At 74.1% G+C, this 22,320-nt stretch carries 14 protein-coding genes, 1 tRNA gene and 1 pseudogene; 7 read left to right on the forward strand and 9 right to left on the reverse strand.

The features are described 5' to 3' along the window. Positions 1–72: 72 nt before the first annotated feature. From ACFYSC_RS33860 to ACFYSC_RS33880, 5 genes are all read right to left on the reverse strand, one after another. Positions 73–10,161: a hypothetical protein gene (locus tag ACFYSC_RS33860; RefSeq protein WP_389969713.1), complete on the reverse strand. Its 10,089-nt coding sequence runs from the start codon at positions 10,159–10,161 to the stop codon at positions 73–75. Positions 10,162–10,262: 101 nt separating this feature from the next. Further along, complete coding sequence (locus ACFYSC_RS33865) at positions 10,263–10,616, reverse strand: hypothetical protein (protein WP_389969715.1); 354 nt, start codon at positions 10,614–10,616, stop codon at positions 10,263–10,265. A 4-nt stretch (positions 10,617–10,620) separates the two neighbouring features. Beyond that, complete coding sequence (locus tag ACFYSC_RS33870) at positions 10,621–11,028, reverse strand: YbaB/EbfC family nucleoid-associated protein (RefSeq protein ID WP_389969717.1); 408 nt, start codon at positions 11,026–11,028, stop codon at positions 10,621–10,623. 443 nt (positions 11,029–11,471) lie between these two features. After that, positions 11,472–11,858 carry a hypothetical protein gene (locus ACFYSC_RS33875; protein ID WP_389969719.1) on the reverse strand — a complete coding sequence of 129 codons (387 nt, stop codon included), beginning with the start codon at positions 11,856–11,858 and terminating at the stop codon, positions 11,472–11,474. Further along, entirely contained in the window at positions 11,858–12,787 is a 930-nt protein-coding gene (locus ACFYSC_RS33880; RefSeq protein WP_389969721.1) for an SseB family protein, read from the reverse strand. The genes ACFYSC_RS33875 and ACFYSC_RS33880 overlap by 1 nt, the downstream gene beginning before the upstream one ends. A gap of 256 nt (positions 12,788–13,043) precedes the next feature. Between ACFYSC_RS33880 and ACFYSC_RS33885 the strand changes: the two genes are divergently transcribed. The 3 genes from ACFYSC_RS33885 to ACFYSC_RS33895 all read left to right on the forward strand — a co-directional run bounded on the left by ACFYSC_RS33885 (position 13,044) and on the right by ACFYSC_RS33895 (position 15,024). Next, on the forward strand, positions 13,044–13,559 hold the full coding sequence (locus tag ACFYSC_RS33885) for a hypothetical protein (protein ID WP_389969723.1): 516 nt from the start codon (positions 13,044–13,046) through the stop codon (positions 13,557–13,559). Then, on the forward strand, positions 13,556–14,554 hold the full coding sequence (locus ACFYSC_RS33890; RefSeq protein ID WP_389969725.1) for a hypothetical protein: 999 nt from the start codon (positions 13,556–13,558) through the stop codon (positions 14,552–14,554). The genes ACFYSC_RS33885 and ACFYSC_RS33890 overlap by 4 nt, the downstream gene beginning before the upstream one ends. A gap of 65 nt (positions 14,555–14,619) precedes the next feature. Beyond that, the gene (locus ACFYSC_RS33895) at positions 14,620–15,024 is read left to right on the forward strand and encodes a YbaB/EbfC family nucleoid-associated protein (protein ID WP_389969727.1); all 405 of its coding nucleotides are present in this window, start codon (positions 14,620–14,622) and stop codon (positions 15,022–15,024) included. A gap of 9 nt (positions 15,025–15,033) precedes the next feature. Here the strand turns inward: ACFYSC_RS33895 and ACFYSC_RS33900 are convergent, their stop codons facing one another. Together ACFYSC_RS33900 and ACFYSC_RS33905 are read right to left on the reverse strand one after the other, a co-directional pair. After that, entirely contained in the window at positions 15,034–15,528 is a 495-nt protein-coding gene (locus ACFYSC_RS33900) for a GNAT family N-acetyltransferase (protein ID WP_389969729.1), read from the reverse strand. Between the two features lie 195 nt (positions 15,529–15,723). Further along, positions 15,724–15,817: transfer RNA gene (locus tag ACFYSC_RS33905), tRNA-Sec, on the reverse strand. 174 nt (positions 15,818–15,991) lie between these two features. On the opposite strand from ACFYSC_RS33905, the gene ACFYSC_RS33910 reads away from it, so the two are divergent. Next, entirely contained in the window at positions 15,992–16,933 is a 942-nt protein-coding gene (locus ACFYSC_RS33910; protein WP_389969731.1) for a glycosyltransferase family 2 protein, read from the forward strand. Positions 16,934–16,994: 61 nt separating this feature from the next. Here the strand turns inward: ACFYSC_RS33910 and ACFYSC_RS33915 are convergent. Next, positions 16,995–17,423, reverse strand: a pseudogene (locus tag ACFYSC_RS33915) (SDR family oxidoreductase); the annotation flags it as partial. A gap of 109 nt (positions 17,424–17,532) precedes the next feature. Continuing rightward, complete coding sequence (locus ACFYSC_RS33920) at positions 17,533–17,880, reverse strand: STAS domain-containing protein (protein WP_389969733.1); 348 nt, start codon at positions 17,878–17,880, stop codon at positions 17,533–17,535. Between the two features lie 338 nt (positions 17,881–18,218). On the opposite strand from ACFYSC_RS33920, the gene ACFYSC_RS33925 reads away from it, so the two are divergent. The 3 genes from ACFYSC_RS33925 (at position 18,219) to ACFYSC_RS33935 (ending at position 22,313) form a co-directional block, all read left to right on the forward strand. Next, positions 18,219–19,952, forward strand: coding sequence for a pyruvate dehydrogenase (locus ACFYSC_RS33925; RefSeq protein WP_389969735.1), 1,734 nt, complete (start codon positions 18,219–18,221; stop codon positions 19,950–19,952). Between the two features lie 247 nt (positions 19,953–20,199). Further along, complete coding sequence (locus tag ACFYSC_RS33930; RefSeq protein ID WP_362933628.1) at positions 20,200–20,577, forward strand: MmcQ/YjbR family DNA-binding protein; 378 nt, start codon at positions 20,200–20,202, stop codon at positions 20,575–20,577. 923 nt (positions 20,578–21,500) lie between these two features. Next, the gene (locus ACFYSC_RS33935) at positions 21,501–22,313 is read left to right on the forward strand and encodes a hypothetical protein (RefSeq protein ID WP_389969737.1); all 813 of its coding nucleotides are present in this window, start codon (positions 21,501–21,503) and stop codon (positions 22,311–22,313) included. Positions 22,314–22,320: the final 7 nt, after the last annotated feature.

Raw genomic sequence — 22,320 nt, forward strand, 5'->3', positions numbered from 1 at the left:
CGTGGGCCACCGGCTCCCCCGGTCCGCCCGGCCGCCGTACGGCGGGCCACCCGCTCACCCGGCACGCCCGTTCTATCCACCGTGGCCGGAGTTCTGGGTCAGTTCGGGAATGATGAGTTCCATCCCCTCCTGGAGCATCCCGGGTCTATCACCGATCACGCCCCGGTTGCGCTCCCAGATGACCTGCCAGTGGCCGCCCTCGCCGTAGTACCGCTCGGCCAGCGACCAGAGCGAGGTGTTCTGGGAGACCGTCACCCGGCGGCCGGGCGGTGGCGTGGCCTCGTCGTCCCGCGGTTGCCGGGGCTCCGCGGGCCCTTCCAGCCGGCCGGAGGGATCCTCCGGATCCCGCGGCTTCGGGACCGGCGCGTCCCTTGGGGGCGAGGGAGGCGTGCCGTCCGGCGGCGTCTGGGGACGCAGTCCGCAGACGCACGGGCCGTCGGGCGGGCAGGCGCACTCCTCCGGCGGGATCCAGCCGGTGGAGTTGGTGAGCCTGCGCATCCGCCCCCAGTATTCGTCCCTCGTCTCGACCTTCGGTTCGGAGTGGTTGAGCAGGCTGTCCAGGCCGATTCCGGCGCCGATCCGCTGCGCCCCGCCGGCCTCCCAGGGCGGCACGGGCGGGACGTGGCCGTCGGCCAGCATGAGCCGCCTCAGCCCTTCGATCTCGTGCGCGTGGTAGGCGCGCTCGTCCTCGGTGCGGGCCGCCCGCCAGCCGTCCGCGAGGTGCCGGTACTCGTCGTAGCGGACGTCCATGCAGTAGTCGTGGCGCGCGGCCTCGCCGACCGCGGCCAGCAGGCGGCGGAACGGGGCCGGCCCGGCCCGATGGTCGGCGGCGGCCTTCCGCTGCAGGGCGTGGCCGACCTCGTGACCCACCAGCCGCGCCACCGCCTTCGGGTCCGGCCGGCTCGTCAGCAGCATCTCGGACGGGTCCTCGGCGCTGCCCGTCCGCAACTTCGTCCGCCCCATCAGCCGCGACGACGGGCCGAAGTGCACCACCGGCATCCCCGCCGTCCGGTCCCAGCTCAGCCGCCTCCTGGGCCGGCCGATCCGGACCCGGAAGTGGTGCGTGTCGCCGTTCCGCAGCTCCACGACCAGCGTCGAGCCGTCGGCCGACCAGCGGTGGTCCCGGACGCCCCGGCCGAGGACGGACGGCCCGGCCTGCCCCAGTGCCGTCCGGACCTCGTCGTGGGTCAGGTCCGGCAGGTGGGGCGCCCGGATGTCCACCGTGAACGCCGTCCCGGGGATCTGCGGCGCCGTCGCCGCGAACGAGCCGCCGCCCGCGGAGGGGGCGCCGCCCGGCGCGGAGGTGACGGAACCCTGGTAGGTGCCGCCGACCGGCTGGGCCTGGTTCACGGTGTGCGACGCGGCGCTCGTCGCGGGGGCCGCCGGAACGCCGGGCGGGCTCAGCTCCCGGTCGACCATCGCGGTGAAGTCGCCGCCCTCCGGCAGGCGGTCGTACAGGGCGCGCAGGTCCATCCGGCCGTCGGCGGCGGCCACCAGCGCCGGGGGGAGCGCGGCGAACGCGGCGGCGAACCCGCCGTCGGGCACCCCGACGACCCGCCGGCCCGTCGGATCCAGCGCGGCGCTCAGCAGCCCGCCGTCCGGCGTGGCGAGGTAGGGGCGCACGACGCCGCCGGGACCGCGGACCTCCAGGTGGACGGGGACGCCGAGCTCGCGGGCGAGCGCCCGCGCGTCGTTCACCCGTGCCGCCTGCCACTCCGGGCCGATGTCGACCGTGAGCAGAAGCGGCGCACCGGACCTCCGGATGCCCGGCGCCCTCCGCCGTGCGTGCTCGGCCAGCGACCGGTACGGCTCGGCGGCGTCGAAGTCCGGATCGCCCTGCGACTGCTGGGACAGCTCGTCCAGGGAGAACCGGGTCGTGGGCCCGCCGCTCCCCCGCGTCCACCGGGCCCGCCAGCCGCGGCCGGGCTCACGCCGTACCGCCGGCTCGCCGAAGCGCCAGCCTCCGCCGCGGACCGGGGGCGCCCCCTGCTCGCGGCGGGCCTCCGCCATGCCCTCCTCGAACAGGGTCACGTCGGCGCGGCCGGCCGCGGCGCCGAGGATCTCGACCCGCCGGTAGAACGGCTTGCCGGGTACGACCGACCTGCGCTCGAACGTGACGTGGTAGTCGATCCGCGTCCGGACCGTGGTGACGTCGCCCCTGCGGAAACCGCTGGTCTCGGCGCGGCTGCCGGTGGTCCCGGAGATCCGCTCGGAGGTCTGCCGCCCGGTGGAGCCGTGCACGTTCACCCCGGACGGGCCGTGGCCGCCCCCTCCGGAGACGCCGTGCGACCGGCCCGACTCGACGGCTTCTCCGGAGGTCGCCTGGCTGCGCTCCACGTCACCCAGCTCGACGTCCGCGCGCCCCGCGGCGAGGACGCGCACCTGCGAGGGGACGGCCCGGACCCGTACGTCCACCACCTGGCCGGGACGGCCCGGCACGGGGAACCTCGCGATCCGGTGGCCGTTCGGCCCGGCCATCCTCCGCAGGTTGGCGTTCCGCGCCATGGCGGTGAGCGTGTGCTCCAGATCGTGCCGGTAACGGCGGGCGCCCCTGCGGCCGAGGACGTCGCGACGGGACAGCCCGTCGTACACGGCCTGGAAGAGCCCGGGGGCATGCGTCGACTCGGTGAAGAACGTCCTCGGGAAAGCCAGCGGCCGGGTGTCCGCGGGCGTGTTCGACTCCGCCGCCTTCGCCGCCTCCACCAGCTCGGACGGCACGAGGCGGTTCAGGTGGCCCTTCAGCTCCGTCACGACGGGCCGGCGCCCGCGCCCGCGGCGGCCCGGCCGGTCGACCTCCACGGTGACCTTCACCGCGTGGGCGACCCGGTCCATGCCGTTGAAGGAGGCGATCCGCTGGAGCCGGGTGAACTGCTCGCCGGCCGACCCGGAGGTGGATTGGCTGACGCCGGCCTGCACCTTGGCGTCCCCGCCCACCGCGCCGCCGAGGGCCGCGGGCGTGCCCTCGCCGTTCACGCCGCCGCCGAACGCGATGTTGAACGACTCCGACCAGGAGTTGTCCTGGTAGGCGTAGTCCTGGACGATCACTCCGGCCGCTCTCGTCCGGTTCAGCAGTCTCGGCGGGCCGACGAACTCCATCTTGACCCGGACGGTCAGCGGCCGGCCGTCGTTGCCCCGGACGCGCGCGGTGTAGGTGTGCGGCGCCCCGTCCGGGTCCAGCATGCTGTCGAGCTTGCCGTGCCACCGCTTGCCGCTGAAGTCGCGGAACAGGCTGCGCCACAGCGCCCGGTTCCTGCGCGTCGCCCCCGGAGCCCTCTTCTCGACCGCGGCGAGCACCTCGTCGAACAGCTCGGTCTCCTCGCCGTTCCGCTTCAGCACGAGCTCCTCGACGCCGGTCTGGCCCATGGCGTCCCTGAGATGCTCGGGGAGCGTGGCCACCTCCGGGGCCACCGCCCGCTCGCGCCTGCTCAGCTTCACGTCGGGGTCGTCCAGCAGCTTCTCCAGGACCGCGGTCCTGGCGCGCTCGTAGGCGATCATGCGGGCCAGCCGGCGGCCCGGGTTCCGGGTGTGCCCCGGCACGCCGTACCGGCCGTCGGAGAGCGCGTCGAGCCTCCCCACCATCCGCTCGGCGGTGTGGCCGGCGGTCAGCACGGGCAGCGGCGTGCCGGCGCGGCGGGCGGCCGTCTGCTCGCTGAGGTAGCGGCCGACCAGCGGGGCCGCGACGTCCGGGGCGATCTCCAGGTTGCCGTCGAGGTATCGCTCCATCACGTCGGCCAGCTGGTCCACCGGCAGCCGCAGCTCTCCCTGGGCGTACAGGCGCAGGGCGTCACGCTCGGGGATCATGTAGACGACGGGACGGCCCGGCGCGCTGACCACCTTGGCGTTCGGCGAGCCGGGGACGCCGACGGTGACGTCGAAGTCGGCGCTCATCCGGAAGACGTAGTGCTTGCCGGTCTCGATGACCAGCCGCTCCCGGCCCCAGATGCCGAGTTCCTGCGCGGAGACCGCGGTGCTCCGCGACGCCGATCCGCTGAGCCCGCCGCCGGCCTTGGGCGCCGACTCCTGACTGAACCCGCGGGACACCGAGACGTCGCCCGCGTGACCTCGGGTCCGGCCGGCGGAGGCGGAGTGGCTGCCCAGGGTGAGGTTGATGTCGCCGCTCACGTGGTCGACCGCGCCGACGAACTCCGACTCCCCCGCGCGGCCGCGGACCCACACCGGCGCGCGGAAGCGGCGCACGCCCCGGGACCGTACGGCGAGCTCCATGCCGGCCTCGCCGAACATCCGGTCCGGCTGCGCCATGAAGGCGCGGGCGTTGAGGAAGGACGCCAGCATGTTGACGATCACCGGATGCGACCGCACCCACCTCGGCAACTTGGGCAGGACCCGTTGCAGCAGGTCGCCGGTGTCCACGGCCCGTAGCGTGGCGCGGCGCAGCGTGGCGCGGGAGGTCGGGTGCGGCGTCGGGGTCCGCACGGAGCCGTTTCCCGGGTCGTCCTCGGGCAGCAGGTCCGCGGGCACCATCAGCAGGGAGCTGCCCTGCTGGGTGGTGATGGGGTCCGCCATGGACTCGATGTCGGCGATCCTCACCGTGTGGTTCCGCTTGGCGACCGCCGTCAGCCCGGTGTTCTCCCCGAGGATCACCTGGTTGACCGTGCCGCCCTGGGACGACCCGGAGTTGACGCCCCTGCTGTAGGTGTAGCCCCCGCCCCGGGAGCCCGTGCTCTCCCCGTCCGCGCTCTTGTCGTCGCGCCCGCCCTCGACCCTCATGTCGTGACTCGCCGACTCGCCGCGCGACAGCCCGGACGTCTCGGAGTCGATGTCCAGGTCGACGGGGACCTCCGCGTCGGTGTACTGCCAGGAGCCCACCTCGTGCTGGTCGAGCGTCAGCACCAGCGTGACCCTCTCCGGAGCCCGGCCGGTGCGGTCAAGAGTGAAGGTCATCTGGATGCCGTCCTGGGCGCCCTGGTCGTAGGCGGCGGCCACCCGGCGCTCGTCGAGCTGCTCCTGCAGCTCCTGGGCGTTCCTCTCGTGGCTGGCCCATTCCCGCGGGTCGGTCGACGGGACCTCGTTGCCGTCGGCGTCCAGCGGGGCCAGCATGCCGCGCTCACGCAGGTACGTCTCGACCTCCGTCCGGTCGATCGGGGTGAAGTCCTGCACCTCCGACGGTCCCGCGCCGCGGACCCGGACCGGGTCGCCGGTCTCCCAGCCGGGCAGCTCCGCCTTCCGGCCGGGCGGCGGCCCGGCCTTGGGGTCGTCCCGGAACACCGGCGAGCCGTCGGGATTACGGAGCGGCGCGCCGGAGTCGTCCCGCGCGATCCCGTCCGCGTCGACCTTGGCGCCGTAGCGGTAGGCGTGCGACAGCGGGATCCGCATCAGCGCCCGGGAACGCTGGACGAACGAGGGGCGGGGCTTGGCCTCGCCGAACCGGTGGACCGTGATCTCATGGACCACCACGGCCACGTACCCCTGGGTGTCACCGGAGTAGCGGTACACACCCGGGCGGATCATGGTGCCCCCGGTGTTCGCGCCGGTCGTGCTGGACCGCCCCCGGGAGTAGCCGAACGCCGCCTTGGCCGTGGCCTCGCCGCCGGAGGACAGCATCCCGGGGAGGGGGCCCTTGCCGCCCACGGTGCCGCCGGTGTTCCTCGACCGGCCCGACGACGTCGATCCCGACGCGCCGGAGAACTGGACGCGCAGCCGTTCCTGGTGGTGCTTGTTGGTGCCGGAGCCCACCGGTTCCATCTCCGGCGCCGGCGCCCCGTCCGGGGCGGGGACCCACTCGACCCGGCTGCGGACCCGCACCGTGCCGAGCGGCCGGCCGCCGTCGGTGATGGTCCGGCTGAGCCCCTCCGGACGGTTCATCGCCTCGTACAGCCGGCTCGGCAGGTCGTCCGCCATGAAGGTGCGGACCTGGCGGCGGGCCACGTCGCCCACCTCGGGTCCGCCGAGCAGACCGACCGTGTGGTCGACCCGCTCGTCCGCCCCGCTCATCGAGATCACCACGTGCTCGGGGAACGGGCCGTCCGGGTCGCGGCGGGCCGCGGGCTGCTGGGCGGTCTCGGCGGGGGCGTGGTCGGCGTAGGCGTGCGAGACGAGCACCCGCAGCCGCTTGGCGTCCCCGGCCGACGCGATGACCTCGGCCTCGCTGCCGGATCGGGCGTCGACCGTCTCGGGCGCCGTCCAGTCCGTCTTCCCCGCGGGGCGGAAATCGACGTCCCAGGCGACGTCGGCGACGTCCAGCAGGATCGACTCTCCCCGGTTGTCCTCGACCCCGCCGAACAGCGCGAACTCGGAGGCGCTGCCGCCCTCTCCCCTCGACCGGGACCTGCCGTAGCTGCCTTCGGCCTTGACATACGGGTCCAGCACGTTCTCGATGAACCCGCGCACCCCGTTGTCCGGCGCCAGGAACATCCCGGCCAGGGTCTTGGCCAGCGCGACGACGTTGAGGCCGAACGACATCCCCTTGTTCCGGCCGCCACTGGTCGACACCGACCGGCCGCCCTGGGGAAGCTCGCCGATCATCGTCTCGGATGCCTTGACCTTCGGATCGACGATCTCCGCGAGGTCGCCCATCCGCAGTTTGATCCGCAGCTCTCCCCGCGTCGCGCCGCCGACCTGAAGGACGACGCCGTCGTCCGACGTCACCCGCCGGAACCGGGCCCCCAGAACGTGCTCCAGCTCGTCCGGGGCGAAGGACTGGTCCACTCCGTGGTCGGCCAGCACCCGGTTGACCACACCGGTCAGCTTGATCATGTGGGGCAGCCGGTCGGCGGGCACGCTGCCGGTCATGGCGTCGCGCGGCGGAAGCGCCGCCCGCACCGCCTCGTCGTAGGCGGCGACGGCCTCGGCGGCCTCCCGGGCGAGCCGGGCGACCTCGGCGACCCGCTGGGCGGTACGGCCCGCCGGTCCCTCGGCGGTCAGGCCGTCCAGGGCGCGTGACGCCTTCGCCACGGCGGCGCGTGCGCTCTCGGCCCGTACACGGGCCTCCTGGTAGCGGGCGGCGACCCGCTTGTGGCGCGCCCCGGTCGCCCGCTCCACCCGGACATCGGCCAGGGCCTTGCGGCGCCGCTCCGGGGCCCCCCGGTCGCGCTCCTTCTCCGCCTTCTCCGCTTCCTTGAGTTTGCCCGCGATGTTCTTCCCGGCCTGTCGGGAGGCGTCCCGGTGGGACTTCACCCGCTCCTCCAGGCCGGTCTTGGCGCCGGCCAGGGACTCGCCCAGTTCCCGCACCCGGCCGGTCAGCTCGGAGAGCTCAGGCGACGCGGAGGGATTCGTGCCGGTGCCCGCGGCCGGTGCGGTGTTCGGTCCGGTGGCGCCCGACGCCGCGGGATCCGGGGCCAGGGCCTCCGCCAGCCGGGCGATCTCCTCCGCGGTCCGGACCTGCGTGCCGGACCGCAGGTCGGCATGGGGGTCCGCCGGCGCCCTCAGATGGCCGGCCGCGTCGCGCATCAGCCGCCGCTCGCCGTCGCCCAGCCGGGCGGGATCCCACTGACCGGCGGTGTCGACCATCAACTCCAGCGTCACCCGCACGGCCGCTTCGTCGGTCTCGGGCGCCGCCTCGGTCAGCCGGTGGAGCGCCGCGACCGCGCCCTCGGTGTGGTTGCGGCCCTCGGCGTCGGCGAGTCCGGCGCCCAGCCAGGCCGCCGCCTCGGCACGCAGCCGTTCGGAGGTGACGCGGTCCGCGGCCCGGAGCGTCAGCCTCCCGCGCACACCGCCGAGAAAGTCGGCGGAGAGGTGGACGAGCTCGCCGCTCGGCCCGGTCAGCCGCAGGTCACCGCTCCGCAGCAGCATCGCGTCGGGGGCCACGACCTTCAGGACCTCGTCGATCGCCGTGCCTGCGAGTCGCGACGCGGTCTCGGGGTCGGGGGCGGCGGCGGGATCCGGGGTCGCGGCGGTGGCCTGCGCCGCGGGGGCGGTGGCCTGCGCCGCGGGGGCGGTGACCGGCGCCGTGGCGGGAGCCGGAGCCGTGGCGGGAGCCGGAGCCGTGGCGGGAGCCGGAGCCGTGGCGGGAGCCGGAGCCGTGGCGGGAGCCGGAGCCGTGGCGGGAGCCGTCCCAGGAGCGGGAGCCGCACCGGAAGCGGGGGCCGTCCCGGAAGCCGCGGCCGGGTCGGGCGCGGACGCCGGCGCCGTACCGGCGACAGGGGCCGCCCCAGGAGCCACGGCGGGATCCGGAGCCGTCCCAGGAGCAGGAGCCGCACCGGAGGCAGGGGTCGTCCCGGAAACCGCGGCCGGGTCGGGCGCGGACGCCGGCGCCGTACCGGCGACAGGGGCCGCGGCGGGGTCGGGCGCCGTCCCAGGAGCGGGAGCCGCACCGGAAGCTGGGGTCGTTCCGGGAGCGGGGGTCGTCCCGGAAGCCGCGGCCGGGTCGGGCGCGGACGCCGGCGCCGTACCGGAGGGGGTTCCCTGGGCGTTTCCGGGTGCTCCGCCCTGCGCGTTCCCGGAAGCGGGCGTCGTACCGCTCGGCGTGGACGCCGCCGGAGTGCCCGGGGACGGCGTCCCCTGGGCGGAGGACGCCGGGGTGCTCGCCGTACCCGGTGTCCCCGAGGGGTTCGGCGCGGCCGGCGTGCTCGGGGACGAGGCGGGGGCGGGACCGGACGAGGCGGGGGCGGGACCGGACGAGGCGGGGGCGGGACCGGACGAGGCGGGACCGGACGGGGCGGTGCTCGGGGTGGAGGCGGTCGACGGGGTGCCGCCCGTGGCGACGGGGGCCACCGGGGGGACGCCCGTGACCTGCGGGCCCTGCGCCCCGCCCGCCGTCTGGCCGCTCCCGGCCGGGGCGCCGGGCTGGCTCGGGCCGTTGCCGGCGCTCGGACCGTTCCCTGCGGCCGGGCCGCTCCCGGGGTCCGGGGCCGCTGCGGGATCGGGTGCGGGGGCGTTCGCGAGGTTGGTGCCAGGGTTCCCGGGGCCGGGCTGGTTCCCCGGCGTCGCCGCCGGGTCGCCCGGCGGGGCCGGCGGGTCGCCGCCTGCCAGGCGGGCGTCGGCGGCGGCCGCCGCCGCGTAGGCGCTGTCGAGGGTCGCCCGGGGATGGGCGATCGCGAGGGCGACGTCGGGGTTGAACGGGCTGATCGTGTTCGTCCGGCCGGCGCCGCCCAGCGCGGCCCCGAGGAGCGACTCCCCGTCCGGTAGCGCCGCAAGCGGGTTCTGCTGGTAGACGAGCGTGTTGGCGATGATGCTTCCGCCCGGCGAGGCGACCATGTTGTTCAGGCCCGTCTGCACCGCGCGGCCGGGGAACCGCCTGACGGCGTTCATGATCCCCGGGTCCGTGCCGCCGAAGTCGTTCAGCCGCCGCAGCACCGGCATGCGGTTGGAGAACCTGTTCAGCAGGGGGGCGGCCTTGAGGCCGATGACCGCGCCGCCGGCCGCGCCGACGCCCGAGGCCATGGTCCGCTGCCAGTCCCAGCTGGTGCGGGTGCCCATCTCCATCTGCTTGCGCTGGGTGTAGGCGTCGATGAAGACCTCTTCGCCGATCTCCTCGACGAGCTCCCGGCCCAGGTGGCCGGCGAGGAACGTCCGGACGGCGCCCTGACCGACCGCCCCGCGGGCGGCCAGACCGGCGACCGCGCCGCCGGGGGTGCGTCCGGCGACCACGGCGAGCCGCTGGAGGATGCGGCCGATGTTGGATCTGGCCGCCGCGGCGATGGGCCCGATCGCCGAGGTGGTGGCGCCGGCGCTGAAGAAGGCGGCGAGCAGGGCGATGAAGGTCGCGATCAGGGCGATCCAGAACGCGACGTTGATCGAGATCTTGGAGTACTGCACCTCGCGCGCGAAGTTGTCGGCCTGCTGGAAGTAGGCCGCCGCCTGCTGCGTCATCACGGGCACGCCCGAGTTCTGGGAGTACGCCTGGACGAAGTGCTCGGCGAACTTCTTGCTCGCCGGCACCGTCCACGACTGCAGGATCATGCCGCCGGCCGTGACGCCCGGCTCGACGCAGGAGCTCAGGCCCTCGCACAGCTCACGGTAGTGGGTGGCGAGCTGCCACAGCTGCCTCTCGCTCCCCTCCGGCCAGTTCTGGCCCGAGGAGAGGTAGGAGATCAGGGTGTCGGCCCAGGCCGGAAGGCTCTCACCCCACGCGGGCGTGACATCGGGTGCGGCGCCGCCCATGACGTCGGGCGGGGTGGCCCCCCCGGCGGCGCTGGGGTTGATCCCGGTTCCACCGGAACCGCCCCCGGTGCGGCCCCCGGCGGAATCCGTGTTGACGGTCACGCCATCTCCCCCATTGTGATGCTCATCAGGTCATCGGCCGGGCGCCCCGCGCGTCCGGATCCCTCCTCGCGCCGCGGCGCGGCGGGGAGGCCCGGTGCCGGTCACACCTCTTTCACGAGCCTGTTCATGGCGACGCGCTCGTGGTCGTCCGTCGCCCTGGTGGTGCCGACGTTGTCCCGCACCTTCGGCCCGGCCTCGGTGACCGTCTTCACGATGCCGTCGCCGTACTCGAACATCTTCTCCGGGCCGCCGTTGTTCGTGTAGGCCGCGTAGAACGCGGCGCCGGCGGTGTCCCGGCCCCAGGGCGCGAGGGCGTTGAGCCCCCGGATCCGCTCCACCTTCTCCGCCCACAGGGTCTGGACGGTCTCCGACATGGTGTCCCACCGGACCAGGCCGAGCGACACGTCCTGGTAGTGGACCCCGACTCCCTGCTCGTAACCGCCCTGCTCACTCACCGGGTCACCTCTTCCCGAGCATCTGGGCCGCCATCTGCTCCAGCACGCCTTCGAGGTCGCCTTCCAGATGCGCCTTCATCTGGTCGCCGGGGACCAGCGGTTCGAACAGCTCCACGACCCTGGCGCGGGCCTTCTCCGTGGCCCGGTGGACGGTGTCCGTGATGACGTCGGCGAGCTCCCGGGAGTCCTGCCGCCGGTAGATGCGGGGGTCGAGGTCGAGCCTGACCAGGTCGCCGCGCGCGCCGACGGTCGCCGACACCAGCCCGTCCCGCGACTTCTCTGTCACCTGGACGGCCCTCGCCTGCCGGTGGATCTCCGGTCCCTGCTCCTGCAGACGGGTGAAGGTGGCGCGCAGTTCCTCGGCGTAGGCCTGCATGCTCCTCGCCTCGTCCGAGACCGCGAAAGGTTCCACATCGACCTCCCCCTCGAAGCGCGGGACCGGTGGCGGTGGCCGCCGCGACCGCTCCGCCTCCTGTGCTCCCGCCGACGTCTGGACGATTCGCACGTTAAATCTTCGTGAATTATCGATCATCCTGACATCCGCCCCTGTGGTACGGCAAGCACCAAATGCCACTGAAAGCGCTCATACAACGCCATAAACGACGTCATCTCGCGGAAGACCGAGGCGTCGTGGACTCCCGCGGCCCTCTCCGAGAGCGACCGGGGACGGGACGAGGGGCGGGACCGGGACGGGCGGAGGCCGGGCGGACCGGACGCGGGCCGGAACAGCGGGCGGAACGGCGGGACGGGCGGACCGGACGCGGGACGGAACAGCGGGCGGAACGGCGGGACGGGCAGACCGGACGCGGGACGGAACAGCGGGACGGAGCGTGGAGACGCGAGCCGGGGACGCCGTCAGGGTTCCAGGAAGACGACGTTCTCCCGGAGATCGGTCACCTCGTGCCCCGGTACCCAGCGCCGGTGGACACCGCGCTCGATCCGCTCCAGCTCCAGTTCGCGGGCGACCGGCAGCAGTCCCCCGACGTATTCGAGGAGCAGCGTGTCACCACGCCTGTCGCGCACCTGGAACGGCGCGCCGCGCCACTCGCAGACGGTCGTGACGAAGGAGACCGACTCGCACTCCCCGGCCGGCACCGGCCGCACGAAACAGCCCGGCTCGACCTCCTCGAACCCCTCGGCGGGTTCCGTGACGCGCAGCCGTACCCATACGGCGTCCGGGCGCGGGTCGGGGCTGGCGGCGTACTCCCTCCCCCGCCAGCGTGCCCGGTAGGAGTGCCACATCACGCCGCCCCTTCCGTGCCGTCCACCGCCGCCCCGCCCGCCGGCGCGACGCCGACCAGCATCCAGCGTCCGAGGTCACCGTCGTAGACCGCGCGCCGGTACTCCACCCCGTCCACGGTCAGCTCCCAGATCTCGGCGCCGTGGGGCAACCCGAGACCGTCCACCCTGTACTCGCGGATGACCTGCTCGGCGTTCGGCACGAGCCCCATGCCCACGAACGGCGGCTCCTCGACGACCCATCCGGCCACCGCGGCCCGCGACGCCTCGTCGACGCCGCCGTAGGGGGTGCGGTACAGGTCGAGCCCGACCGCGCGCCACCGCAGGATGTTCACCGACCCCTGGTCGGTGACCACCCCCTCCTCCCGCGCCTGCCCGAGCGCGTCCGCCAGGACGGCCGGGGTCGCGATGTGCGCGACGTCCCGGGCCCGGTGGCAGTATCCGGAGACCCGCGACTCGCCCCCGGCGACATGGGCGTACAGGTCGGCGGGACGGAGCAGCTTCTGCACCATCGGCGGCCCGGAGCCGGGCTCGGCGAGGCGCTCCTGAACGAGGGACGGCACGGCGAGCCTGGCCACCGTACCGGCCTCCAGGAAGAAGGGCGCCGAAAGGCCCGGGTTCACCGCCAGCCCCCATCGGGGGTCGGGCCAGCCCGCGGCCAGTTCGGCCAGTGTGACGACGCGGACGTGTTCGGCGGTCTCCCCGAGGACGGCGCGCATGGCGTCGGTCGAGGTGTAGGCGGCCAGCCAGGTGCGCCCGTCGCCTTCGAAGGTCGGCCAGGCGGCCGGTTCCCTTCCCTCCGCGGCGGCCTGGCTGATCGGCAGGCCGAGTTCGGTCTGCCGTATCAGTCCCAGGCAGACCGCCAGGTCTCCCGCGGCGAACGCCGCCTGGAGTCGCTTCTCGAACGGGCTCTCGGGCCGCCACTCCTGCACGACGACCACCCTAGGACGTCCGCCGCCGCCGGGCGCGGGGCCCGCCCGGCAGATCACCGCCGGAGGACCCGGACCGCGGGGCCGGCCGCGCCGAAGGACCGCCGCCCCCGTACGTCCTGCTCACCGACGATGTACAGGATCTTGGATACCACTGTATTAATAGGGCCTTAACCGCAAAGTATCCGATCAGGAATATAAACGGACGAAACTTTCGTCGCCCGACATCTTCGTCCCGTTCCCGGTTAGGAGCCGTTGCTTGACGGAGCCATCTCCCGGCGGTCCGGCCGCCCCCATGAAGGTCGACCACGACCAGCTGGAGAACGTGGTGGCCCCCGGATTCCGGGTGGCCGGCGAGGACCTCGGCGAGGCGGTCGCCCGTGCCGTGGGCGCCCTGGCGGCCCTCGGGCCCCTGCCCGAGGGCGAGGAGACGGACCAGCGGTTCCTCCGGTGGTTCACCCCGAAGCGCGACCAGATGATCGAGCTCACCCGCGATCTCGCCGGCGCCTACGGCGACATCGGGGAGGGGCTGCTCGTGGCGGGACGCAACGTCTGGAACGTCGACTGGGGACTCGCCGAGGACCTGGCGAAGGTTCCCGACTACACGGCCGGCGGCCCGCCGCTGGGACCTCCGCCGGGCACGGCCGCGCCCGGCCCGGTCCCCGGGCCCACGCCCGCGCCCCCGGCGGCTCCGATGGCTCCGTCCTCCGGCGGGGCTCCCGCGTCCGTCCCCGACCCGGCGCCCGGCCCGGTGCCCGAACGGGACGGCCGGTGACGCCGCCGCTGTCGCTGTCGCCGGTGTCCGCGCTGTCCCCCACCCGCGGCATGATGCTCCTCCTCGGGACGGGCACCGCCACCCTGGCCGCGCTGAAGATCTACGCCGGGGTGACCGCCCCGGAGATCCCGCCGGAACGGCTGCGGGAGATCGCGCGGATCTTCAACCGGCTCGCCGACGACATCGACGGCGGGGACCCGAACCGGAACGGCTCGGGCGGGGGTGTCTCCGGCCGGGCCGACGCCCTGGCCGAGGCGGTGTGGAACAACCCCCGCAACGGCGGCGAGGCCGTCGAGGCGTTCCAGACCCTCTACCAGGGGGTCGTCCGGGGCTACGCGCCGCAGCTCGCGAGGGACTGCCGCGTCGTGGCCGTCGGCTGCGAGGCGTACGCCCAGCTCGTCGAGACCACCCGGAAGAACCTCGCCGACATCGAGGACCTGCTCCTGCAGATCCTGTGGCTGGTGATGTTCCAGCCGATGACCACCGCCCTGTACGGCTTCGCCGCCGCCCGGATCGCCGCGCTGATCAAGGTGGCCCAGGGCATGAAGTCCGCCTTCGCACTGAGCGCCGGGAGGATCATGGCGATGGCGTTCCCGAAGTACGCCATGACGACGCTCCTCTACATGGTCCTGGACGGCGCGGCCTACGGTTCCGTCTCGCTGGGCATCACCCGGGGCGTCCAGGCGTCGCACGGCCTGCCGACGGGCTCCGCCGGGGAGAACACCACCGAGCTCGGCAGGATCGCCGCGGCGAACGGCGCCTACGCCCTCGTCTACGACGGGGTCAAGGCGACGGCCCTGCGCGGGGCGGCGCCCACCCGTGTCACCGAGCTGATCGCCCGCCTGTCCGGCTCCGGCCTCGGCTACACCCCCGCCTACAACCTGATGAGCGACGACGGCGAGGAGGTCCTGCCCACGCCCGAGCAGTGGGCGGCCAAGCTGACCGGGCACGGCCTGCGGGCCGCCATCTTCCCGCCCGGCTGGAAGTTCAGGTAGGCGCCGCCGGAGACCCGGCGGGACCCGCCTGCCCTGGCTCGGATCCGACCACGAGAGGACGACCCGTGCGACACCCCGACGACGCGGCCCTGCGCCGGATGGAAGAGGGACTGGGCGAGATCATCGGCGAGGGCGAGGCTGCCGGCGGGCTGGTCCGCGCCGTCACCGGGCCGTCCGGCCGGCTGCTGGACATCGCCTTCGACCCGCGTGTCATGCGCCTGGACAGCCACGAGCTGGCCCGGGAGGTCGGCGCCGCCGTACGGCGGGCCCAGGAGGACGGCGAGCGCAGGGCGCGGGAACTGGTCGACGGCACGCTCGGCCCGGCGGAGCCCGGTGACGCCCCCGGGGAACCCCTCGACCACGCGCGGTTCTGGGACGGGCTCGGGAGGATGCGTCAGGACTTCGAACGGTCGATGGCCGAACAGGAGGCCGAGCTCGCCCGCCGGCTGGGAAACCTGGACCGGCTCTGACCCGGAGGGCTACCCGAGGCGGACCACGGCGTCCACCCCGCCCTCGCCGTCCTCGGTGAGCTCGGCCCCCGCGCCCGCCAGCAGCCGCCGGGCGGCCCCGTTGTCCACGGTGGTGGTGGCGACCAGCCGCCGCGCCCCGGTCTTCGCCGCCTCGGCGAGCAGGAGGCCGACGACCGCGGCGCCGACACCCCGCCCCCGCTGGGAGCGGCCGATCCAGACGCCGGTCTCGACGGCGTCGCCGCCCTGGTGGAGGAGCAGCCGGGCCGCGCCGGCCACCCGGCCGCCGACCGCGATGGCGTAGGTGGCCTCGACCGGGACGGGAGCCAGGGACCGCGACCGGTGGAAGTCCAGGAACGCCCGGCGCCGAGCGGGCGTCCAGCCCTCCGGTCCCTCCACGGGGGGCATCACCTCGTACGGGTCGGCGTCGGCGACCGCGGCGTCCAGCAGCGCCTCCAGCCGTTCCTCGTCCAGCGGCCACAGTTCCACGCGCTCATCGGATTCCATGGCGGGAGTCTTCCCAGGGCCGTCCGAAGCGGTCAACCGAATTCGGCCCCGGCACGCCTGTCCCGTGTCCCACGCCGACCGGCTCGTGCGCGTACCGCACCGTCCCCGGCGCATCCTGCATCGTCTCCTGCGCGGACCACGTGGGCCCCGGAGGACCCGGGCAGGCCCCGGGGCGCGGAGCCCCGGGGCATCGCCGCGGAGGCGGACGGGAATCGAACCCGCCGCGCCGAGATGCTCGACGCCACCGGTTTTGAAGACCGGGAGGGCCACCAGACACCTTGACGCCTCCGCGGGCGATGCTACCGGCCTCCGGCTCCACCGGCCGCGCCGCCCCGCCCCGCCCCGGGCGACACGCGTGCGGGAAGGAGCATTCCGGATCGTGCCGATTACGATGGCCGGAAGACGGCGACGCCTCCGGATGCGGCGGGCGGCCGGCGGCCCCCACGCGTGACGGACCCGACGTATGCGGAGGAGCAGGCCGTACCCGGCCGACGAGAAGATGACCGAGGACAAGCCGGCCGGATCCACGGGCTCCCCGGTGAGCCCGCCCGGCGGCCACGGCGCCGCCCGCCGCGTGACGGTGGTGGTGGCCACCCGGAACCGCCGCCGCGACCTGGAGCGGTCGCTGCCGCGTCACGAGGCGCCGGTCATCCTGGTCGACAACGGCTCCACCGACGGCACCCCGGCCTTCGTCCGGGAGCGGTTCCCGCACGTCGAGGTGGTCGAGGCGGGGCGCAACCTCGGCGCGCCGGGCCGTGACCTCGGCGTCCGGCTCGCCAGGACCCCCTACGTCGCCTTCGCCGACGACGACTCCTGGTGGGCGCCGGGCGCGCTCGCCCGCGCCGTGGACGTGCTGGACGCCCATCCCCGCCTGGCGGTGCTCGCCGGGCGCGTGCTGGTGGGACCGGAGGAGCGTCCGGATCCGATCTGCCACGGCATGGCCGCGTCCCCCCTCCCCGCCGAACCCGACCTTCCCGGACCGAGCGTGCTGGGGTTCCTGGCGTGCGGGGCCGTGGTGCGCCGGGCCGCCCATCTCGCCGCCGGCGGTTTCGACGACGTCGTCTTCTTCTTCGGCGAGGAGGAGCGTCTCGCGCTGGACCTGGCCGCCGCCGGCTGGGGGCTCGCCTACGTCGACGGCGTGGTCGCCCACCACCATCCCTCGCCGTCCCGGGACCCGGAGGGCCGCCGGGCGCTGGCCGTCCGCAACGCGGTGCTGACGGCCGTCATGCGCCGGCCGTGGCCGGTGGTGGCGCGTGCCGTGCTCACCGCCGCCCGCGGCGGCCCGCCGGGGCGGCGGGGCCTGCGGGATGCGGTACCCCGGCTGCCCCGGGCGCTGGCGCGCCGCCGTGTCCCGCCGCGGCGGGTGGAGGAGGCGCGCGCGTCGCTGGACGCTCCCCGGCCATGACGGCGAGCGGGACCGGGCGGAACCGGGCGGAACCGGAGGGGACCGGACAGGACCGGACGGCTCAGCCGGGAAGGGTCTCGCCGCCGATCGGGGCCAGGACCTCCCCGGTGTAGTACGACGAGAGCCGGTCGGCGGCGAAGAAGACGTACGACGGCGCGATCTCGTCCGGGTGCGCGGCACGCTCCATGGGCACCTGCTGTCCGAACTTCTCGACCTTCTCCTCCGGCATGGTCGCGGGGATCAGCGGCGTCCAGACCGGTCCGGGCGCCACCGCGTTCACCCTGATCCGCCGCTCGACCAGGACCTGGGCGAGCGAGTAGGTCAGGGCGTTGATCGCTCCCTTGGTCGCGGAGTAGTCGATCAGGGACTTGTTGCCGCGCAACCCGTTGATCGAGGACGTGTTGACGGTGGCGCCGCCGTCCGGCATGTGGCGGAGCGCGGCCTTGGTGACCCGGAAGTAGCTGTCGATGTTGACGGAGAACGTGGCTCTGCGGAGGCGCGCTGCTCTGTTCCTGTGACATACGGGGCGCCCTACCCGGCGGGGTTCCCCCGACGCACCGGATCACCCAAACGTCGGCAAGGAAAACCGGCGGCCCGCGTCAGAGATCCGCCCGTGCGCTCCGCAGGGCCTCCTCCGCGCTGTCGCACAGCTCGAAGAACGCGCTCAGGCCGGTGATGCGCAGCATGCGGAGCACGCCCGGAGGGGGCGCGGCCACGATGAGGCGGACCCCGCGGTCCCCGCTGTCGGTGCAGATCGACACCAGCGTCCCCAGTCCCGTGGAGTCGCAGAAGGTCGTCGCGCCGAGGTCCAGGACCAGGCACCCGCCCGCGAGGCCGTCCCACATCGTGGCGACCACGGTCCGCACGTCCGGGGCGGTGCTCCAGTCCAGGGCGTCGCCCACCCGGACGACGCCGATCCTGCCGTGCGGTTCGAGGTCGGAACTCAAGGTCGTTCCCTCAGGTGGCTGCACCATCGGCTCAAGCTCCCCACGACGAAGTCGCCTTATCGGGCATCTATCACGCACAAGATAAGACAAATCACCGGCACAGACACATCGGCGGCCGTCCCCGGAGCCGCACAGGGCTCCCTCCCGAGGTCGTACGGCCGTTCCCGGGGCCGTACGGCGGCCGTACGGGGGCCCTGAAGGCCGTACGGTGCCCTCCCGGCCGCGACGGGAAAGATCGTGAGCGGCCGGGGCCACCACGAATCACTCTCCCCCGCGAGTGACCCGGTCGAATCGGGTCAGGTATCCGATGAGGCGAGAAGCGAGGGGGAGACGAGATCATGGCAACCGTCGCGGAGCAGTTCATCGAGGTACTGCGCCAGGCCGGCGTCGAACGGGTCTACGGGGTGGTGGGCGACAGCCTCAACCCCGTGGTGGACGCGATCCGCAGGACGCCCGGCATCGAGTGGGCGCACGTGCGCAACGAGGAGGCCGGGGCGTTCGCCGCCGCGGCCGAGGCGCAGGTCACCGGCCGCCTGGCGGTCTGCGCGGGAAGCTGCGGACCGGGCAACACCCACCTGATCCAGGGACTGTACGACGCCCACCGCAGCGGCGCCCCCGTGCTCGCCCTGGCCTCACACATCCCCAGCGCCGAGATCGGCACCGGGTTCTTCCAGGAGACCCATCCCGAGCGCCTGTTCACCGAGTGCAGCGGCTTCTGCGAGATGATCAGTACGGCCGCGCAGATGCCCCGGGTGCTGCGCGTCGCCGTCCAGAAGGCCGTCGGCGACGGCGGCGTGTCGGTCGTCGTCCTTCCCGGCGACGTCGCGGGCGAGCAGGCCCCGAACGAGACCGGGCACCACCGCTTCGTCACCCGGACCGGCACGCTCGCGCCCCCGCCGGAGCAGGTGGAGGAGCTGGCCGCGGCGCTCAACGCCGCGCAGAAGGTCATGCTGTTCTGCGGAGCCGGGGTACGGGGCGCCCACGCCGAGGTCATGGAGCTGGCAGGGCGCACGCTCGCGCCGGTCGGCCACGCGCTGCGCGGCAAGGAGTGGATCCAGTACGACAACCCCTACGACGTGGGGATGAGCGGGCTGCTCGGCTACGGCGCCTGCTACGAGGCCATGCACGAGGCGGACCTGGTGGTGCTGGTGGGCACGGACTTCCCCTACCCGGACTTCCTGCCCGGCCGCAAGACGGTCCAGATCGACCATGACCCGGCGCACCTGGGCCGCAGGACCCCGATCGAACTCGGCGTCCACGGCGACGTCGGCGCGACGCTCCGGGCGGTACTGCCCTCCGTCAGGCAGAAGTCCGACCGGCGCTACCTCGACAGGATGCTGAACCGGCACCTGAAGACGCTGGACCAGGTCGTGGACGCCTACACCCGCAACATCGAGCGCCACGTGCCGATCCACCCCGAGTACGTGGCGGACGTCCTGGACGAGCTGGCCGACGACGACGCGATCTTCACGGTGGACACCGGCATGTGCAACGTCTGGGCCGCCCGCTACCTCACGCCCAACGGCCGCCGCCGCGTCATCGGCTCCTTCTGGCACGGGAGCATGGCCAACGCCCTCCCGCACGCCATCGGCGCGGCGTTCGCCGCCCCCGGACGGCAGGTCGTCTCGCTCTCGGGCGACGGGGGCCTGAGCATGCTGCTCGGCGAGCTGCTGACCGTCCGGATGCACGATCTGCCGGTGAAGGTCGTGCTCTTCAACAACTCCTCGCTCGGGATGGTCAAGCTGGAGATGCTGGTGGACGGCTTCCCCGACTTCGGCACCGACTCCGCGCCGGTGGACTACGCGGCCGTCGCCGCCGCGATGGGCATCCCCTCGGCGACGGTGGAGAAGCCTGCCGAGGTCCAGAAGGCGCTGGCCACAGCGCTCGCGACGCCGGGACCGTACCTGCTGAACGTCCTCACCGACCCCGACGCGCTGTCCATCCCCCCGCGCGTCACCCAGGAACAGGTGAAGGGGTTCGCGCTGGCCGCGGGCAAGGTGGTGCTCAACGGCGGGGTCGGCCGCATGATCAATCTGGCCAGGGCCAACCTGCGGAACATCCCGCGCCCCTGACCTCACCGGTCGGCCCCGCCGGCTCCGGGCCGCGGGGCGGTGGGGTGGCGGTTCGGCGGGGCCGTGGGGTGGCGGTGGGGTGGCGGCCGGGCGCCCGGCGGTCGGGCGTCGGTCGTCGGCGGTCGGCGGTCGGCGGTCGGCGGTCAGTGGTCAGTGGTCAGTGGTCGGCGGTCAGTGGTCGGCGGTCAGTGGTCGGTGCGGAACCGCCGGTGCGGAACTGTCGGCGGTCCCGGCCATGATGACCGCCATGGATGAGTGGCGCGAGACCCGCCGGACACTGCGTGAGTTCGCCCTCGGCCTGCCCGAGGCGTACGAGGACCACCCATGGGGCGACACCGTCGTCAAGGTCAACAAGAAGATTTTCGCGTTCCTCGGCGCGGAGGATCCGGGCGAGAGCCGGCGGCCCGCCGTCTGGCTGAAGCTGCCGGAGTCACACGGCCACGCGCTCAGCGTGGCGGGCGCCGAGCCGTCGCGGTACGGCCTCGGCCGGGCGCACTGGGTGACGATCCCGCTGGACGGCGGCGCGCCGCCGGAGACCGAGGTGCTGCTCGACTGGGTCGAGGAGAGCTACCGCGCCGTCGCCCCCAAGAGGCTCGTGGCCGCGCTCGACGCCCCCGGCCCGTAGCCGCGCCCGACCCCCCGGCCGGTGACCTCGCCCGACGTCCCCGGCCGGTGACCTCGCCCGACGCCCCCGGCCGGTCGCAGCCGGCCGGGATGTCGCGTGCGCGGCGGAGGACGACCACGGAAATCCGGTCGATACGCCACCCGGCTGACCGGATCCCCACTCTGTCGGCGTGCCTCCACACAACGACATAAGGCGACTGTAAGTATCTTTCCTGTAACGCTGAGCGATCTGTGCGAGCAGGAACCACCGTTCCGGCCGGCGGGTCAGTCGCGGCCGCAGTGCCGCGTTCCAGAAGGAACGGTATCTCCATGGTCACGCCCAACTCCGAAGACGCCACGGGCCGGCCCGCCCGGCCGAAGGGACAGCGCCCGGTGAAGGGTGTGGCGGCGCTGGGGGTGGCCGGGTCGCTCGTCGCGGCGGTCGCCGCGATCGCCCAGCCCTCCTCCGGCGCGTCCCCGGTCTCCGCCACCTATCCACGGCCCGCCGTTTCGCCCGGCCCCTGGGCGTCCGGGCAGGCCCCGCACCGGGGGGCCAGGGCGGACGACTCCGGCACGGCACGCGGGCTCAGGAACGACCGGCGGCCGGAGCGCGGCCCCGACCGCGGAGACGACGCCCGCGGGAACGGCGCCCGTGAGAACGGCGCCCGGGGAAGTGGCGTCCGCGGGAACGGCGCCCGGGGGAACGACACCCGGGAAGAGAACGCCCGAGGAGGCGACGCCCGCCGAAACGAGGCCCGCCGGCACGACACCCGCGGGAACGACCGTGGAAACGGCGACCGCGGCGACCTCCGTGGAAACGGCGCACTCGGAAACGACACCCGTGGAAACGGTGCTCACGGAAACGGTGCTCACGGAGACGACGCCCGCGAGGGTGACGCCCGCGGGGGCGGCAGGGGCGGGAACGGCGGATCCGCCCTCGGCCCGATGAACAAGCCGGTCAGTCCCACCAAGCGGTTCGTCGCACCCGGCAGGCGCGGCGGCTTCATCAAGCTGGGCTTCGCCCGTCCCGCCGCGCTCCGGCAGCCGACGCCCACGCCGACCGCGACGGCCACGGCCACGCCCGTCCCCTCGGTCTCCGAGACCGCGGAGGCCACTCCCAGCGCGAGCGCCACCGCCACCTCCTTCGCCCTGTCGAGGTCCGTGGTGAGCCCGAACCCCCGGCGGACCCCGAGGCCCCGCCTGCGCCGGGGCTGGGACGACATCTGCCGGCCCCGCTTCCTCTTCAGGATCGACAACTTCCACCCGAGGAACTTCTTCCTGGCCCGGACCCACTTCATCGACGGACCGGGCGGCTCGGTGACCGCGACGGTGACCCGGCAGCACCGGGTGTACTACGAGGTCGAGTTCGAGCGGGAGAAGATCGAGCACAAGCGCAGGGAGCTGGAGTTCACCAGGGGCCCGCGGATCGACCGGGACGAGATCCTCCGCCTGCTGCGCAACAACCTCAACCCGCTGATCGCCGAGGAGTACATCGTCGAGGCCGGGCACGAGTACACCCACGAGATCTCCGACGACATGTACGGCCACCTGTGGTATCGCGTCTTCGGCTACCGGGTCGGGTTCTCGGCGTGGTACCGCACCAGCACCTGCGGCTTCCACAAGGTCGTCGCGGGCATCGCCAACGTGCCCGCCAGGGTGGAGGGCTGGAAGTACTGGGAGACCACGCGACCGGTCTTCCACGGGCACGTGCTGTGGGACTGCCACACGAAGGGCTGCCGGCGCGGGATCGACCCCTGATCGGGTG

It is taken from the genome of Streptosporangium sp. NPDC004379 (assembly GCF_042873875.1).
In the GTDB taxonomy this organism is placed as follows: Bacteria; Actinomycetota; Actinomycetes; order Streptosporangiales; family Streptosporangiaceae; genus Streptosporangium.